This window comes from Microcoleus sp. EPA2 (assembly GCA_020882975.1).
Taxonomy (GTDB): Bacteria; Cyanobacteriota; Cyanobacteriia; order Cyanobacteriales; family Microcoleaceae; genus Microcoleus.
Genome location: JAHRFD010000024.1, coordinates 54,446 through 72,205, shown reverse-complemented (window position 1 = coordinate 72,205; position 17,760 = coordinate 54,446). Strand labels below are relative to the sequence as shown.

Sequence of the window (17,760 nt, the reverse complement as noted above, 5' to 3'; positions counted from 1 at the left end):
GCTATCAGACGAATACCTATGGTGGCTGTTCCCAGAATCATCTATACTATTTTATACAAAGTCTTTGGGCATACACAGGATTATCTTAGATAGAAAGCAGCATTAGCACTATTTCCTCTGGATACTATTGAGCAATTAAACTTCCCAACAGTATTCCTATAGCAGTTGACAAAAAACACTAATTGTGATACCCCCAACCAAATATTGAGAGAAGCCTACTGTGAGGATGAGCTAGAAGCCCTAGGCTAGGACATGAGCAGCCGATCGCCCACAGCCGAGATTCCAGCCAACCAAAAACAAGTTACAATTACGTTAAGATTGATGAACATAAATAAAAATTCCCAAATCACAGGGACTAAAAATTAGGAGATCCACCTCAGTGAATAAACGCTGGAGAAACGCTGGCCTGTACGCACTTCTGGCTATTGTAGTCATTGCCTTAGCAACCGCATTTTTTGACAAACAGCCCCCAAGCCGCGAAGTTTGGAAGTACAGTCAATTCATTCAGGAAGTCGAAGGCAAGAGAGTAGACAAAATCAATATCAGTTCCGATCGCACCAAAGCCCTGGTCACAGCCCAAGACGGCAACAAAGTGATCGTCAACTTGCCCAACGACCCAGAACTGATCAACATCCTGACCAAAAACAACGTAGACATTTCCGTTCTACCGCAAAGCGACGAAGGCTTCTGGGTAAAAGCCCTCAGCAGCCTCTTCTTCCCAATTCTACTGTTGGTCGGACTCTTCTTCCTGGTGCGACGCGCCCAAAACGGGCCCGGCAACCAAGCCATGAACTTCGGCAAATCCAAAGCTAGAGTCCAAATGGAGCCGCAAACTCAGGTAACATTCAGCGACGTAGCCGGCATCGAACAAGCCAAGCTAGAACTCGCCGAAGTCGTGGACTTCCTGAAAAATGCAGACCGCTTCACCGCAGTCGGTGCCAAAATCCCCAAAGGCGTGCTGTTAGTCGGCCCTCCCGGAACAGGCAAAACCCTCTTAGCAAAAGCAGTCGCTGGCGAAGCAGGCGTTCCTTTCTTCTCAATTTCCGGTTCCGAGTTTGTCGAAATGTTCGTCGGTGTGGGTGCTTCCCGCGTCCGCGACTTGTTTGAACAAGCCAAAACCAACGCTCCTTGTATCGTATTTATCGATGAAATTGACGCCGTAGGCCGTCAACGCGGCGCTGGTATGGGCGGTGGTAACGATGAACGGGAACAAACCCTCAACCAATTGCTGACTGAAATGGACGGTTTTGAAGGTAACACCGGCATCATTATTATTGCTGCTACGAACCGTCCTGATGTGCTGGATGCTGCCTTGCTCCGTCCAGGTCGCTTCGATCGCCAAGTAGTAGTAGATCGCCCCGACTTCGCCGGTCGCCTCGAAATTCTCAACGTTCACGCCCGCGGCAAAACCTTGTCCAAGGATGTGGACTTAGAAAAAATCGCCCGCCGCACACCTGGTTTCACTGGTGCAGATTTGTCCAACCTGCTGAACGAAGCAGCAATTTTGGCAGCCCGCCGCAACTTGACCGAAGTCTCCATGGATGAAGTCAATGATGCGATCGATCGCGTCCTCGCAGGCCCAGAAAAGAAAGACCGCGTAATGAGCGAAAAGCGCAAAACTTTGGTAGCTTACCACGAAGCCGGTCACGCCCTAGTCGGTGCGCTCATGCCCGATTATGACCCCGTGCAAAAAATTAGCATTATCCCCCGCGGCCGCGCCGGTGGTTTGACTTGGTTCACACCTAGCGAAGACCGGATGGATTCTGGCTTGTATTCTCGCTCATACTTGCAAAATCAAATGGCCGTTGCTTTAGGCGGCCGCATTGCTGAAGAGATTGTCTTCGGTGAAGAAGAAGTGACCACAGGCGCTTCCAATGACTTGCAACAAGTGGCAAGAGTCGCACGGCAAATGGTGACTCGCTTCGGTATGAGCGATATACTAGGCCCTGTAGCCCTCGGTCGCCAACAAGGAAATATGTTCATGGGTCGCGATATCATGGCTGAACGGGATTTCTCGGAAAAAACCGCAGCGGCGATCGACAATGAAGTTCGGTTGTTGGTAGAACAAGCTTACCGACGAGCTAAAGATGTCCTGGTTGGTAATCGCCACGTCCTTAATGCCTTGGCAGATATGCTAGTAGAAAAGGAAACTGTGGATGCGGAAGAATTGCAAAATTTGTTGGCTAATAGTGATGTCAAAATGGCGACTATTGCCTAATTGATTTTGGATTTAATCTAAAGTTTGAAATCTGTAATTGGGGTTATTCTGGAATTGTCCGGGATAGCCCCGATTTTTTGATAGATACACCACTTTTCAGGTATGTAGGTACTAGCTCTTGTAGGGACACGGCAATGCCCATAGGTGTCAACTTAAGGTCAAACCCAGTCAGAGACTGTTGTTTGACTATTAAATCTAGATCCCCCCTAGCCCCCCTTAAGAAGGGGGGGACAGGAGTCTTTTCTTTCGTCCCCCTTCTTAAGGGGGATTTAGGGGGATCTAGACTTAGGTAAAAGCGAGATATACCAAGGGTTTCAGGCTTAAGTTGACACTAAAAAATTCGCAGGCTTCAAAAAAAGCTAGCACGGCAACCCAAAGACTCAAAACGTAGAAACAAAACTCGCATTCAGATAGCCAAACTGCACAATCAAATTGCAGATACTCGCAAAGACTTTTTGCACAAACTGTCAACCAAAGTTGTTAGTGAGAATCAAACTATTATTTGGGAAGATTTAAACGTGTCTGGTATGGTTAAAAATCGCAAACTTGCGAGATCAATTAGCCAGCAAGGATGGTACGAATTTAGAGCTTTGTGTGAGGCAAAATCTGAAAAGTTTGGCAGAGAATTTAGAGTAATTAGTCGCTGGGAACCTCTGAAATACTATATAAATCATTTAAAATAAAAGATTAAACCAAGTGAATCCTTCTCGCCATCGATGTCTGCCCGATCGCACTTATGGTAAATTTAATACATCCAGCCTTGCCATCAAAGCCAGATAAATCAAGGCTTGTAGTCGATCGCCCAAAACGCCATGCCCGATTCCGAATTCTCTGATGATTTAAAGTGGACACCCGAAGCCAAGGCCAAGCTGAAAAATATTCCCTACTTTGTCCGGGGAAAAGCTCGCGTCCGCATCGAACAGTTGGCCCGCGAAGCCGACACCGAAGTTGTCACAGTGGACTTAGTTGAGCAAGCTCGCATCGAATTTGGCCAATAGGCGATCGCAATGTACCCTAAAGCCTTAAACTATAACTTGCCTCTCCTAATGTTCACAGAGCTACTGAGTCACCCGTGCGGAAAATTGTTATTGCTGGCAACTGGAAAATGTACAAAACTGGGGCTGAATCCCTAGAGTTTCTTAAAGGATTCACCTCCTCTTTGACGGAAACCCCGGAGGAACGAGAAGTCGTGCTTTGCGTTCCCTTCACTTCATTAGCCGTCCTCTCGAAAAATCTGCACGGTGGCCGGGTGCGGCTCGGTGCTCAGAATGTTCATTGGCAAGAGTCGGGAGCTTATACCGGCGAAATTTCAGGGCCGATGCTCGCAGAACTTGGGGTTCGCTACGTCGTCATCGGGCACAGCGAACGGCGTCAATATTTTGGTGAAACTGACGAAACGGTGAATTTGCGCCTGAAGGCCGCTCAGAAGTATGATTTAATTCCGATTTTGTGTGTCGGGGAAACGAAGCAGCAGCGAGATGCAGGGGAAACTGAAACTCACATTTTCTCTCAGTTGGCACAGGATTTGGTTGATGTCGATCAAACTAAGTTGGTGATTGCTTACGAGCCGATTTGGGCGATTGGCACCGGCGATACTTGCGAAACTAAGGAAGCGAACCGAGTTATTGGTTTGATTCGCAGTAAATTGAGCAATCCTGACGTGCCAATTCAATACGGCGGTTCTGTTAAGCCGGAAAATATTGATGAAGTTATGGCTCAGCCAGAGATTGACGGGGTTTTGGTTGGTGGTGCTAGTTTGGAAGCTGCCAGTTTTTCGCGCATTGTCAATTATCAGAAAATTGATAATTGGTAATTGCTAAATTTGTCGATGGAAATTCTATTTCCAAGTCAAACAAAACTGTTGAATAACTTTATTTTTTAGGCCGCTGCTGCTGATAAACACTCACAACTTTATCCGCATAGGTAGCTGTCGCGCCACTTTTGCAAGCAGCCGATTCACCTGTCATCCACCAACAAGCAGCGCGACGGATAGCAGTCAATTCATTATTGTTGCTAGCTTTGTACTCGTCGCGCAGTAAGTCTCGTGCTATGCAGGTGACAATTGACTTGGCTTTTGTCGCGTCAGCCTCAAATTGTTGTGGCGTTAAGTCCTGTTTGGTGCAGAATTTGGCCCAACGGGAAATATTGTTCGGTAAAACTTGCCATTGACTATACATTCCGTCCTTGGGGGTTTGGGGTGGTGCAGCTTGTCGCAGGGCTTCTACCAGGGCCGAAACTTGGGCATCGGTAACTGCTTCGGCTGCTGCGGGAAGTGTTTGCCATCCCAGGCTAATTATCAGGCTGCTTAATAATAGATTGGTTTTGGCGATCGACTTTAACTTCATTTAGCTATGCCCTGTTTGATTTGAATTTTCTTTACTGCCAAAAGTTATACTATTTGGACGATCGACTTCCTCTGTCTTGAGCATGATTTTCTCCCTGAAGTCAAGATGTCTGGCTGTAGAGCAATTCTGCTTTCAAAGCTGCTTCTACTATTTGATATTCGGCTTTAACTTTTTCTAGAACCCCATCGGCTTTTGCAGACAAAGACTGGTTAGCATTTGTCGCCATCCGCCCCATTAATTCTAGTTCTTCGCAAAGCTCAAATAATTGAAAAGCACCGAGAGTGCCACTAATCGACTTTAAAGAGTGAGCAGCCTGCCGCAAAGCGAGCGGATCGGCGTTGTTTACGGCCTCAGAGATGCTTGTTAGCAATTGGGGGGCTGTTTCGATGTAAATGTCGATCGCCTCTTCTAAAGCTTCTACTTCTCGCAGTCCCTCAATAATTTTGCGACTCAGGGAGTTCTGATTGTCTGACGGGACTTGGCATACTAAAGATGGAGTAGGCACAATGTTGGGCTGGGAAATTGTCAGTTGTTGCGGTTCGGCAAAAGTCACATTCGATCGCACTTCTAATTGATTTGTACCCTCCATCTCTTCAGCATTTGAGTTAACAGAAATCATCGATTGCCACCGCTCAAACTCGATAGGCGATCGAGATTTACAACTCTTCAAAACTCGAACCAGTTCGTCAATTTGGATGGGTTTGCTCAAATAATCATCCATTCCCGCAGCGATGCACTCTTCGCGATCGCCCCGCATCGCATTGGCCGTCATTGCCACAATCCAAGGTTTCGCAGCATCATCCCATTCTTGACAAATCAGCCGCGAAGCTTCCAAGCCGTCCATTTCCGGCATTTGCATATCCATCAATATCACATCGTAGGGCTGGCGGCGCAAAGCTTCCAAAACTTCCTTGCCATTTCCCGCCACATCAGCGCGATAGCCCATCCGCTGCAAAATCTGTAAACCCACTTTCTGATTCACCAAATGATCGTCTGCCAACAAAATCCGCAGTGGCAAATCTTGGGCAATCCTGGGTATACTTTTGGATAAACTTCCGCTACTGCGCTGCACTCTCACTTCACTGCTCGATTCCCCAAAAATATTGATTAAAACATTATAAAGTTGGGATTGTTTGATCGGCTTGTTCAAAAAAGCAGCAAAATTCACCTGCTGCATCACCGGAGAGTTAATTTCCTGCCTGCCCATAGAAGTTAGCATGACTAAGGGCAACTGTTCCCCAGACTCTAACATCCGAATTTCTGATGCTAAAGTCAACCCATCGATTTCCGGCATTTGCATATCCAAAACCGCTAAGTCAAACTGTTCTTTTGCACTGAGCCAATCTAAGGCTAAAGTAGCAGAAGCAGCCGCGATCGGCACCATTCCCCAAGACTGAGTTTGGAGAGTCAAAATTTGACGGTTAGTAGCATTATCATCGACAATTAAGACTCGCTTCCCGGCTAATTCGGGTTGAGAATTGCTCAAATTAATGGGCAAGGAATTATGGCAACATCTAGCGATTGTCGTGCAATAAAAAGTAGAGCCACTGGATTTTAGATGATTACTTGGAGTATCAATGTCATTGAATTCTGGTCCTTCGCCATTGTCTCCCAATTCCCGATTCAAAACTGTCGGTTTAAAATCTTCTGGAGGATTGCCAGCTAAATTGCCCCTACTTTCCACCCACATCCTGCCGCCCATCATTTCCGATAAACGCTTACTAATTGCTAAACCTAATCCAGTACCGCCGTAGTGGCGGTTGGTAGAAGAGTCAACTTGACTAAAAGATTTAAACAACCGATCCATGCGATCGGCTGGAATACCGATACCAGTATCTTTTACCGCAAATTGTATTTCGTAGATTTGGTCAATTTGTGATTCTTCGCTATCAAATGCTGACTGTGGTTTGGAACTTGCTACAACTCTGGGCCTTTTTTTGGCAGTACAGGATAGCACCACTTCTCCCGCTTCAGTGAATTTAACGGCATTACTGAGCAAATTGATTAAAATTTGCCTCAAGCGGGTGCTGTCCCCGATCGCCGTTACGGGCACGGAACTGTCTATAAAATAAGCCAATTCCAATTTTTTTTGTGCCGCCCTAGCAGCTACCAAGTCCAGAGATTCCTCAATGCAGGTGCGGATATCAAAGGGATGCTCCTCCAAGTCCAATTTACCCGATTCAATTTTCGAGAAATCGAGAATATCGTTAATCAGAGTTAGCAAAGCATCGCCACTGCTGCGGATAGTTTCAACAAAATCTCGTTGTTCCGAGCTTAAGCGGGTATCCAGCAGCAAACCCGTCATCCCGATGACTCCATTCATGGGAGTACGAATTTCGTGGCTCATGGTTGCCAAAAATTCACTTTTGGCTCTCGTGGCTGCCAGTGCTTCGTCCCTGGCTTTTGCTAAATCAATGCCCGCTTGCTGGCGTTCTAGTTCGCTACCTACCCACTGAGCCATCAGTTTCACCAATTCTCTGTCTACCACTCTGAAAGGTTCTGTCATGGGATGAGCACTCCAGAAGCAGAGAGTACCGTAGACTTCCCCAGCCACGATGACAGAGATGCCCATGTAGGCTTCTATGTTGAAAGCCAGGTCATTATTGAATTTGCGATCCGATGTGTTGAAGGCCAAGCACAAAAACTTCACCGACTCAAAGTGCAGCGGTTCTTTTGACTGGGCTGTGGCCAGGCAGAAGGTTTTGTCCAAATCATAGATTTGTCCTTTGGCGATCGACCCATCGGGACACTTTACAGCCATGATTTGATAATTGTTACCTTCAATTGCCGACAAAATTCCCACTTCCAGCCCGAACTGTCTGCATCCCATAGTCAGCAGTTCTTGGAGTCGCAAATCGAAGGTTGAGAGGCGATTTAGCGGGTCTGTACGGGGTGCTGACGTCACTTGATACAGAGCTTTAATGGCTGCTTCGCTTTCTCGCAGTTCTTGTTCTGTTTGCTTGCGGAAGCTGATATCGCGGGAAATCCCAATAATTTCTTGAACAGTCCCTGTTTCAGGATCGCGGATGGTGCGACTGGTCGTTTCAAACCAGATATATCGGCCATCTTTGCGACGGACACGGTAGCTGAGGGTGTAAGTCACTGGCAGTGCCATCAATTTCGCGTGGGCTTTAGATAGCTTTTCTACATCCTCTGGATGAAAATAATCCTTGGGGACGTTGCCGATCAGTTCTTCTGGTTGATATCCCAGCAAAGCGTTGCAAGCGGGCGATACGTAAACAAAAACACCTTTGGGGTTGTGTCGGCTGATCATGTCCGTTGAGTTATCAGCCATCAACCGATAGCGGTCTTCGCTTTCATTGCGTTCGATTTGAGAATTGCCCAAGGCTTCTAGCATCTGGTTGATAGTGTCTGCTAGGCTGGAGAGTTCATCTGCTCCGGGCATATGAACGCGCAAGTCTGGGTCGCCATTGGTGGCTATGTTGTTGACGCTGATACTCAAGTCTTGCAATCTTGCTAAGACCAATTTTTCTAGTAATATCAGTGCGATCGCGCTAAATACTAAACCTACGGCCAATATCGATAGAGTAAACAGTTCTAAGGTGGCTTGACCTTGGCTATAGATTACTCGGTTTACTTCTACTCGCAACATCAGTGCTAGATTGCCGTGGATGTCCCGAATCAGTGCGTATCCAGCGACTAAGCTTTTGCTAAGGGGTTCAACTAAAACTTCTACTGATTTGAGGTTGGAAATTCTGATTTTGAGATTTTCCAATTCTTGCTGGGACTGAACTATCCTTTTGGTATCTGGCCCATAGTAGCTGGTCGCTCCGACTTTAAAATCTAAAGTTGGCAATCTAAAGTCTACGGACAAGTGAGTCAGTTCTGAGAGTAATTCGATTTCGGTGTTGTCGAGATACCGTGCCACAATCAGAGTGCCGCGACGGGGACCGATCTCGTTGCTATTGAGAATTGGCTTGGAGCTAATCAGCAACGTGGCTTCTGGGATGGTGATCACCCCTGTTTTGACCAATGGCATCCCATCCCCCGCATCTGCCCCAGGCTTTAGCAACGCCGCCGTCAGATGCTCTTGTAAGCTTTGGGGAATCGGGGTCTCGGCTTTGGATTTCAGGTCGAAACCTTTACTGAAGACCACACGCCCCTCTGCGTCTAGGACCATCAATAAATTCAGCCTTAAGTAAACAAATGTAGAATCTACGAAATTTGATTTGACAAAATCCTGACTATGGCTGTTGACGAAGGAGTAGGTGTCATCCCACTCTGCATAATCTCGTGCGCTAGTATCTAAATTCGATAAGTCATCATCTAAAGCATCCAAAGCCCGCGCTACATCCTGACGGACGTACTGCGCCTCTAGATTATGGAAATCGTGCAGCAAAATGGTTGATGCCGTCGCATACAGAACCACAATCAGGCAAATCAGAGCTGCACCAACAATTAATAGTGTTTTTTTTCGGAGTTGCATCGGGTTGCCCTCCTCAAGATGCCAGGAGGAAAATTTCCTGGGTCTGTTTGAAATGTAAGTCGTTTAACATTCTATTGGGATGACCTGCGTATTTTAACTGAGCTTGGCACATATGCAGTAGCCATTGCTATACCTTAATATTCTCGATTTCACCAAAAATAATCAATCTAGTATCTAAATAGTATCTAAAAACCTTTAGTTCCTTACTATTCATAACCCATGAATTGTGAGTTGTTACCTTATTATCTCAATTTTTTCAATTTGCACGAGCAAGCGGAAAACAATTAAGGTTTAATCCTAGCGTAGCTTGGTCGCCGGTGGTTGGACAGGGCATAGTGGGAGACGGGGAGATTGTGACAGGGGAGGGGGGGAGATAGGGGGAAACTATTTTTAGTTTGACAAATAATTGTTAGGGACTTTTGGTTTGACGTTTTAAATTATACCCAGAGCCCCGACTTCACTTAAGAAGTCGGGGCTCTAAAAGAAGAGATATTTACGTCTCCCAAAATAGGGAGTGGGACAACCCCCCGTGGAGGACTAGAGGAATTGTTGTTACCGAATTACCGCTAGAGCACCAGCACCGGCGGCTGCCGCGGCGGAGGAAAGTGCGGTAAAAAACAGCCACCAAGCCGCAACTTCTGCTGCTTTGCGGGTTTCTTCGGCTTGTTTTTCCGCTTGCAATTTGATACTTTCGAGGCGAATCTGTGCTTCTTGCTGCAAGCGTTCAGCTCTTTGCAGGACTGTGTTGCGGCTTCTTTCGATCTGGTCGATCAAGCGGTTGGCGTCTGCTTCGGAGATATCGTCACGGGAACTAATGAGTGCTACTAAAGTATCCCGGTTGAAGTGTCCGAGCCGATCGCGCAAAGCTTCAAATCCAGCTTGGGGATCGTCAAATAACTTACGAACATCCTGGGTAATACCTTCGTAGTTGAGTTCTGGGCGATCGAGGGAATTGAGATAATCCCGAATTTTTGCCAAAATTCCGTCAATTACCGACTGAATGCGCTCCTGAATTTTCTGAATTTGCTGTTGGAATTGGTCGCGCACTGACAAAACTTGATCGACAATGCGATTGGCTTCGGCTTCCGAAATATCCGGCCGCTGAGACAGCAGAGAAACTACTGTAGCGCGATCGATATGGGACAGTCGTTCACCCAAACTGTAAGCCCCAACTTTCGGATCGTGCAGCAACAATTGCAAATCCCGCTTAATAGCTTCAGGATTCAATTCCTCCTTGCCCGTATTCCGCAAATAATCTTCTAAAACACCCTGAAAATCATGTACTTGACTTTGCATCCGCCTTGCCAAACGGCGGGGCGATTTCACAATGGAGCCGATGGTATCCTGCACTTGGTCGATAATTTGATTGACTTGTTCTTCGGTCAAATCTTCTCTTTGAGAAAGCAGTTTTACCAAAGTATCCCGGTCAAAGTTCGACAGACGACCTCGCAGGGCTAAAGCTCCTTCTTTGGGATTTTCCATCAATTTAGTCAAATCGCGCTTAATCCCTTCAGGATTGAGTTCAGATTTGCCCGTATTCCGCAGATAATCTGCCAAAGCGGTGGTTGTTTGGTCGTACTGTTCCTTAGCTTTTTCAGCGATTTTTTGCGGTGCGCTCAGGGCACTGTGCCAAGTCTCTTCGGCGCTGTCTAGTAGTTGATTCACTTGGTCTTCGCTGAGGTCTTTCCGCTGAGATAGCAATTTTACCAAGGTGTCGCGATCGAACTTAGAAGCTCTGGCTCTGAGCGCCCACATTCCCGCTTCTGGGTTGTTTAACAGAGTTTTAAAATCTCGCTGAATCCCTGCGGGGTTGAGTTCTTCTTTTCCGGTAGATTGCAAGTATTCTTGCACTTTTTGCCACTGATTGTCTAGGCGGACTTGGGCAGCTTCTTGCAGACCTTTGGCATCTGCTAAAACTACATCTTTTGTCCTTTCCAACTCTTTAACAATCTGTTCTACTTCTTGAAATCCGAAGTTTTCCCGACCTCGGAGGATTTGGATAAAACTATCACGATTGTAGGGAGCAATCCGCTCGCTCAACTGTTCGTAACTAGCATCGGAGTCTTCGAGGATTTTCTTGAACTCCTTACCAATACCTGCTGCTGTCAGTTCCTCTTTTGGTGTTAACTTCAAATAAGTTTCCACTCGCCACTGCAAATCCCGGATTTTTTCTTGTTCCTCCGCAAACATCACAGTGTTTAAAACTCGCTGTCTAATTGCGTCTAATTCATTGGTGATTTCTTTGATTTTGCTTTGAGTAAATACTCCTCGGCTAGCCAATATCTCCGCAAATTTCGACTTGTTGAGTTTTTCTAATTCGCGGCGAACTGTTCCAGGATCGGCGCTAGGATCGTAGAGTACATCTCTAAAATCGCGCTCGATGGTTTGCGGATTCATTTGCCAGGAATAAGCATTAAGAAGGTAGTTTTCGACATCGGCTCGAATTGGGCTGTAAGTTTCCGGTTCGCCTTTGACTTGAGCGGTGATTTTATCAGTTTGTTGGCTAACTTTATCTTTTGCTGTTTTGAGTTGACCAACTACTTTTTCCACATCCAAGTCAGAAATATCTGTGCGTCCCAATACGATTCCCATTAAAGCATTGACTGCCATGGTCGTTGCTTGGGACATCATGGTTGGGTTTTGTCCTTGATTTTGACCGCCCAGATTGCTGAGGGCTTGTTCTACCCTACTTGTCAATTTATCTGAGAGCAATTCTCCCGATTTTGCCGACTTAAAATATTCTACTAATTGGGCGATACCGTCCGTTTGCTGGCCCTGTTTTCCTACTTGTTTCCAAGCGTCTTGCAGTTGGTCTACAATGCGGTTGACATCGCGTTTTGAGAGGTCCGATCGCGAACTGACTAATTCTACAAGGGTTTGGCGATCGAGATTGGGCAAATTCTCGCCGGCTATAGACTTAAGTTGGGGATCGTTGAGCAACTTTTCAAATTCACTCCGCATCCCTTTGATGTCTAATTCAGGCGGTTTGAGGCTTTGAATATAGTCTTCGACGTTTTCCCGTAAACTTATGGGATCGATCGCGCTACCGAGCTCATGACCCACTGCTGCTGCTGCGGCTTTGGCTGTGGCCACCACTTGATTGCTGGCTGCTTTAGCGCCCAGGGCGGCGGCGGCGGTGCCGACAATCGCTTGAAAGCCAGATGTGGCGGTGTTGACGACGGAACCGATCAGGGAACCAACGGTGGTGGAGCTCACCCACACCAGCATAGAGAAATAGGTAGCCCAGACAACTAAACCGACGATCGCACCTAAGCCGGGGCTGCTAATCAAACTCAGTTTAACTGCTAGCAAGCAGGCGAAGAAGAGGGCGACGGTGACAGTGATTAGCGTCCAAGTTCCTACTTTTTTGCCAATGTGGCGCACTGGAGGGCTGTCGCTGTGAGAATGGGAACTGTCATGGGATTGATTTCCCATGTAAGAAAGGCCGGCTGCTACTGATAAGTTGGTTAGCAATAGTTGGAAGGCGAAAGCCAGTACGACTCCTGCGATTAACGCAATAAAAAATTGTGGCCCGGAGTAGAGGAGTGCTGCGTCTTCTGCGGTGTTGATAGTCCGCTCTGCTGGCACTTGACCGAGCCAGAGGCTGATATTATAGATTTGTGAAGTTATTGGCAAGTTTTGATACATAGTATATTCCTCGTTCAGGTGCGGGTTCGCATAATTGAGTTGGCGCGCGATCGGCTAATGTATAGTTTCTGTTTTTTGCCCTCAATGCCAAGCATCACCTGATTAACGAGCTAAAGCATCCCCCTACAGTCGGAAGTGTATAAATATGTCTGTAGCTAGCTGTCACTTTAGGAATAATTGTGCTATGTGAAACTTTACCAGTAGTCAGAAACCGGGTTTTTGCGAAAATACTTCGTTACACCTCGTAAAAACTGCTAAAAACCCGGTTTCTTTGGTTTACGAGTAGTCAGAAACCGGGTTTTTTACCGAGATACTGCATTTAATTTATCTGCACTCTCAACACGAAATCTAGAAGTTGCCAGTAGATTTTAACTTCAGTCGATGCTAAAATCAAAATAGTCATATCAAATCCTCATTCCACTATCACCGACTGGAGTTCAGGCAATTATTCTGTATCATTAAAATGGAACCTTGGGATAATCAGCTAGATAGCAACGACTCACAAGAAACAGTAGTCATTGATACCGATGGCGAAGTTATCTTCTATCCCAATTTGTTTAGCATCCAAGAGAGCGATCGGCTTTTTTCAGCTTTACATTCTAGTGTTAAATGGCGACACGATACCATTCATATTTATGGAAAAAAGATACCATTACCCAGACTTACAGCTTGGTACGGAGATGAAGGTAAATCCTATATATATTCCGGTATACAACAGCATCCCGAACCTTGGACTCCCACACTAACTTCAATTAAATTAAAAGCTGAAGAAATATCAAAAATTACTTTTAATAGCGTTCTTATAAATCTATATCGTGATGGTAAAGATAGCGTTTCCTGGCATAGCGATGACGAACCAGAACTAGGTAAAAATCCGATTATAGCCTCCATTAGCCTTGGGGGAACTCGCCGATTTTCCTTAAGGCATAAAACATCAAAAGACTACAAAATCGATATTGACTTACCCAAGGGTAGTTTGCTGTTAATGAAAGGTGAAACCCAGCACTTCTGGAAACATCAAATTGCTAAAACTGCTAAATCCGTTGAACCCAGAATCAATCTAACTTTTAGAGTTATCAAACCAGTTTAAAATAAAGAAAACAAAATTTAAATAAAAAACTTCAATATTTAAAAAAAGATGATTTATATACATTAAATCAAAACATAAAATTACATATTTTTTCAAACATATTAGATGTTACAGGCTTTGAAATCAATAATTTGGCTAATACTATTAAAGAAAGTCAATCAGGAATCAACTATTTTATTTGTGTGAGTCCTACAGATTTACATAATAGAATTCAACTATTTTTTGATTTTTGGAATAAAACTGGATGTCCTCTAGAAGAAATACAATTATCATCAGAAGATTTGTATTATGACACATGGAGATTTAAATCAGATAAATTTCAGCGTGATAAAATTTATAGGGTTCAAAAGCTATTTTATGTTAACTTATAAAAACTATCTATGACACTTATATTTTTGTTTATTTATTATACTGTTCTCTATTCTCTCACTCTGTGTCCTCTGTGTTCTCTGCGGTTAAATCATTCCGATATTGTAGACAGAAACGAGATAAATGCGATTGCAATCGAAGATTATTGTGTCTCTACAAACGCTTAACCAATATCCATCGCAACTCCATTGGCGGCGTTTCCTGCATTGGAAATAAATCGCGGCCACTAGCCCAACTCAAAAACCAACTTGTCGGTGGCCAAGCTTCCTTCGGCAAATGCTTCTGTTCATATTCAATTACCGATTCATCCGATACAATTTCCAAAGGCAAACCCTCAATCGCCTCCGACAACTCCTCTCTAGTAATCAAATAAGACCAAGACTGTTCCGACATTTGTTTCGCCATATCATCTGGTTCATATCCATCCACAGCCAAGAAAGCACTAAATAAAATAAACCCACCACTTAAAACCGAATCAGACATTTTTCCCAGAAACAAACGCACTTGTTCTGTGTGGCGGAAATGCGACAAAACTTCCGTAGCAATGGCTAACTTATAGCGATAGGTTTTAATCCTCAATAAGGGATCTAAAACATCACCTAGGGTGACAGTAATCGGCAAATTTTCTGCGGAGGCGGAGGCTGACAATTTTTCAGCAAAGATGGGTGTTAATTCGATCGCATCTACAGCATAGCCCAACCTCGCCAAAGGCAGACTATTGCGCCCAGGGCCCGCACCGACATCTAAAATCGGCCATTTCCCCGCTTCCCCTAATCCCGCCACAATCGCCATCACCTTCGCATCGGGATGACTACCAAATAAAGGCTCAGGACGAATCTGCGGCCAGCTATGATATTTATCCGCCATAGATTCGACTTGAATCTTGGTATTGATAGTAACTCCCCCACTTAAACCAGTTTGAGCATTTGCCGGAAAATAAGACACAATCAAAGTAGCGTGGGGCGACTGTTTGAATCCTTCCGCTAAGGCATTACCAAGCAATTTTTTTAAACTTTCGGTTTCGGGATAGCCAAGATTTTGTCCAACCAGTTTTAAGAAATCTGACAACAATTTCAGATAATCATCCAGCATCGACGGCACACAAGGCAAATGAAATTCTCCATTCACATTGATGCCTCTTTTGAGCTTTTCTGTGAGTGCTAATTTAAGACGCGAATTATTAGTCAGCGGCTCCGTATTTTTCGGTAATTCGCTGACAGATAATTCTGATGTAGATGCAACACTGCTAATTTTTTTAGTCACAATATTTCTTAGTCCGCTTAGAGTGGACTTTGTTTGACAAGACGCGGTTTCTAACCGCCGAGTAATCAAGGTTGACTTTACATCCAAAACTTGCTAAGAATCTGCCATCGCCTTCTGAAACAACGCCACTAAATTCTTCGCTTCCAAAGCCACATCATGCTGCTGAGCAACCCGCAAAGCTCCCACCTTCCCCATCTGTTCCAACCGTTCCACAGGCACCTCCAAAGCCTCCTGCATTGCATCAGCCAGCGCCTCTACAGAACCAGCAGGAATCAACCAACCGCAAACTCCAGGCTCCACGAGTTCCGGGATACCAGCCACATAGGTACTAATCACAGGTCTGCTAAGAGCCAATGCTTCCATAATTACCACGGGTAAACCTTCGGCAAAACTGGGCAAAACCATTGCTCGTGCAGCTAAAATCTGCTGCTGAACTTGAGCGCTATCGGCCCATCCTGTAATTTCTAAATGATTTTGTAATCCATATTGGTCGATCGCCTTTTCAATATCCGATCGCAACGGCCCATCACCTACCAAGATTAACTTAAACTGCAAACCAAGGCTAGCCAACTTACGCGCAGCTTCCACCAACAGCAAGTGACCCTTTTGTTCGCTGAGTCGGCCAATACAAACCAACCTAGGCTCAGAAGTTACCGGAATATACGGTAAATCCAAAAAAGCAGCATCTACGCCACAGTGAATTACATGAATTTTAGACCAAAAAGCGCGATCGCACCACCGATACAACTGACTTTTGCCAAAAGAACTCACCGCCGCCACAAAAGCCGCCCGCTTAATTTTTTCCTCAAAGCCAAGAATTGTAGCCTTGTCGAATTCTTCAGGACCATGAACCGTAAAACTGTAACTAGGCCCACCAAGCACCCGACACAACATCGCTACAGTGGTTGAATTTGTCCCAAAGTGAGCGTGAACGTGTTTGACTCCCTGAGTGGAGAACCAATTTAATAGCACACAGGCTTCAGCAAAGTAAGCTAGATGAAGTATAATACCGCGATCGGAATGCCAACCTACTTTAAACATTAACCCTAAAGCTTCAACAAACCGAATAGGTCTAGTTATCCCCACCCGCAGCAAACCCGATACTAAGCCCAGAACACCAACTCCTAAAACAATCTGAGTCTGCTCTTGCTCTTTTTTGTCTCCTTCGTCCACCAGTTCCGACTCGCAGGAGCGAATTGAAAAACGGGCAACTTTCATACCACAATGCTCTACAGCCAAAATTTCTCGGCGGACAAAACTGTGACTGACTTTGGGATATTGATTAACTAAATAAGCAATGGTCATGGCCTGTCTGAAAATGCTGTGGTTAAACTGAGATAATTCTAGCCTGCTAATCCCTGGGAAATTTAAGATGAGAGATTTGAGATAGCCAAACCCCAAAAAATCACCCCACACACCAATCCGGGGCTAAGAAGAATCCATGAAGTTAGACCGACAGAGACTTTGACTATCATTGTTCACAAAGCCTCTCCCGGTCTAGCTTAACTTAATTTTTGTAATCTTACAGTCCATCGGCCCTCCAGCAATCACCTATCTCTTCAGAGATTGCTGATTTAGCCATCACAGAAAGGCGTTTTATAATAACCTAATTTTTGTTCTACAATCAATCTGAAAAAAGGCAGAGCATCAACCAAATATCTTTTCCACAGCCTTCTCGGTTCACTTAACAATCGGTAAGCCCATTCTATACCAACTTCGCTCATCCATTTCGGAGACCGGGCTTTGCAACCAGCTTCAAAATCAATAGTTGCACCTATTGCCAAGAAAACTTTAATATTGGTCAGTTTGTCTCTATATTTAACCAACCATTTCTCTTGCTTAGGCGCACCCACTCCGATTGCCAATACAGTCGCCCCTGATTGATTAATGATGTCAATTATTTTTTCACACTCTTCTTCATTCTTTTCAAACCCAAAGGAAGGAGAATAAGCAGCAACTACTATTTTTCTACCCACTTTTTGGTTGATTTTTTCCTGAGCTTGAATTGCCACCCCTTCCGCTGCTCCTAGTAAGAAAATTTTAATATCTTCGCTATCTTTGTGATAGTTATAAAAGGCGGGAAACAAGTCAGAACCAGAAATCTTTTCTTGGATGGGAGTACCCAAAAATCTTGAGGCATACATCAATATCTGACTATCGCAAACTCTATAATCACATCTATTATAAGCTTCGTAAAAGTCTCGGTCATACTGCAATTTAATTAAATGGTCTACATTTGGCGTAAATACGACACCGCCTCCTTCTTTTAGCTTTTCAAACAGTTCTGCGATCGAACAATTATCCACCGGTACATTCAATAAATTAACAACTTTCATTTTGGATTTCCCTCAAATTTTTATAGTGTACTAAGACTCACACT

Annotated in this window: 10 protein-coding genes and 1 pseudogene; 5 read left to right on the top strand and 6 right to left on the bottom strand. The window is 44.9% G+C overall.

The window, feature by feature from the left end; genetic code table 11:
- Positions 1-379 precede the first annotated feature (379 nt).
- The 4 genes and pseudogenes from ftsH3 (at position 380) to tpiA (ending at position 4,031) form a co-directional block, all read left to right on the top strand.
- On the top strand, positions 380-2,218 hold the full coding sequence (gene ftsH3, locus AAFP14_RS19605) for an ATP-dependent zinc metalloprotease FtsH3 (RefSeq protein WP_341733886.1): 1,839 nt from the start codon (positions 380-382) through the stop codon (positions 2,216-2,218).
- Between the two features lie 335 nt (positions 2,219-2,553).
- Positions 2,554-2,901 (top strand): annotated as a pseudogene (locus AAFP14_RS19600) (RNA-guided endonuclease InsQ/TnpB family protein); the annotation flags it as partial.
- 129 nt (positions 2,902-3,030) lie between these two features.
- The gene (locus AAFP14_RS19595) at positions 3,031-3,216 is read left to right on the top strand and encodes a PCP reductase family protein (protein ID WP_340520478.1); all 186 of its coding nucleotides are present in this window, start codon (positions 3,031-3,033) and stop codon (positions 3,214-3,216) included.
- A gap of 74 nt (positions 3,217-3,290) precedes the next feature.
- Positions 3,291-4,031: a triose-phosphate isomerase gene (gene tpiA / locus AAFP14_RS19590; protein WP_341733885.1), complete on the top strand. Its 741-nt coding sequence runs from the start codon at positions 3,291-3,293 to the stop codon at positions 4,029-4,031.
- Positions 4,032-4,089: 58 nt separating this feature from the next.
- Here the strand turns inward: tpiA and AAFP14_RS19585 are convergent, their stop codons facing one another.
- The 3 genes from AAFP14_RS19585 to AAFP14_RS19575 form a co-directional block, all read right to left on the bottom strand.
- Complete coding sequence (locus AAFP14_RS19585) at positions 4,090-4,563, bottom strand: hypothetical protein (RefSeq protein WP_341733884.1); 474 nt, start codon at positions 4,561-4,563, stop codon at positions 4,090-4,092.
- A 100-nt stretch (positions 4,564-4,663) separates the two neighbouring features.
- The gene (locus AAFP14_RS19580) at positions 4,664-9,010 is read right to left on the bottom strand and encodes a response regulator (RefSeq protein ID WP_341733883.1); all 4,347 of its coding nucleotides are present in this window, start codon (positions 9,008-9,010) and stop codon (positions 4,664-4,666) included.
- Between the two features lie 552 nt (positions 9,011-9,562).
- Positions 9,563-12,658, bottom strand: coding sequence for an MFS transporter (locus AAFP14_RS19575; RefSeq protein WP_341733882.1), 3,096 nt, complete (start codon positions 12,656-12,658; stop codon positions 9,563-9,565).
- A gap of 463 nt (positions 12,659-13,121) precedes the next feature.
- Here AAFP14_RS19575 and AAFP14_RS19570 point away from each other — a divergent pair, with 463 nt between their 5' ends.
- On the top strand, positions 13,122-13,748 hold the full coding sequence (locus tag AAFP14_RS19570) for an alpha-ketoglutarate-dependent dioxygenase AlkB family protein (protein ID WP_341733881.1): 627 nt from the start codon (positions 13,122-13,124) through the stop codon (positions 13,746-13,748).
- Positions 13,749-14,270: 522 nt separating this feature from the next.
- Here AAFP14_RS19570 and AAFP14_RS19565 read toward each other — a convergent pair.
- From AAFP14_RS19565 to AAFP14_RS19555, 3 genes are all read right to left on the bottom strand, one after another.
- Positions 14,271-15,380, bottom strand: coding sequence for a class I SAM-dependent methyltransferase (locus AAFP14_RS19565; protein ID WP_341733880.1), 1,110 nt, complete (start codon positions 15,378-15,380; stop codon positions 14,271-14,273).
- A gap of 93 nt (positions 15,381-15,473) precedes the next feature.
- Positions 15,474-16,685: a glycosyltransferase family 4 protein gene (locus AAFP14_RS19560; protein WP_341733879.1), complete on the bottom strand. Its 1,212-nt coding sequence runs from the start codon at positions 16,683-16,685 to the stop codon at positions 15,474-15,476.
- Between the two features lie 269 nt (positions 16,686-16,954).
- Entirely contained in the window at positions 16,955-17,716 is a 762-nt protein-coding gene (locus AAFP14_RS19555) for a WecB/TagA/CpsF family glycosyltransferase (RefSeq protein ID WP_340519590.1), read from the bottom strand.
- Positions 17,717-17,760: the final 44 nt, after the last annotated feature.

Coding starts and splice junctions, on each gene's coding strand:
- AAFP14_RS19570 (WP_341733881.1), top strand. CDS start 13,122: ATGGAACCTTGGGATAATCAGCTAGATAGCAACGACTCACAAGAAACA.
- AAFP14_RS19580 (WP_341733883.1), bottom strand. CDS start 9,010: ATGCAACTCCGAAAAAAAACACTATTAATTGTTGGTGCAGCTCTGATT.
- AAFP14_RS19595 (WP_340520478.1), top strand. CDS start 3,031: ATGCCCGATTCCGAATTCTCTGATGATTTAAAGTGGACACCCGAAGCC.
- AAFP14_RS19575 (WP_341733882.1), bottom strand. CDS start 12,658: ATGTATCAAAACTTGCCAATAACTTCACAAATCTATAATATCAGCCTC.
- AAFP14_RS19560 (WP_341733879.1), bottom strand. CDS start 16,685: ATGACCATTGCTTATTTAGTTAATCAATATCCCAAAGTCAGTCACAGT.
- AAFP14_RS19555 (WP_340519590.1), bottom strand. CDS start 17,716: ATGAAAGTTGTTAATTTATTGAATGTACCGGTGGATAATTGTTCGATC.
- AAFP14_RS19585 (WP_341733884.1), bottom strand. CDS start 4,563: ATGAAGTTAAAGTCGATCGCCAAAACCAATCTATTATTAAGCAGCCTG.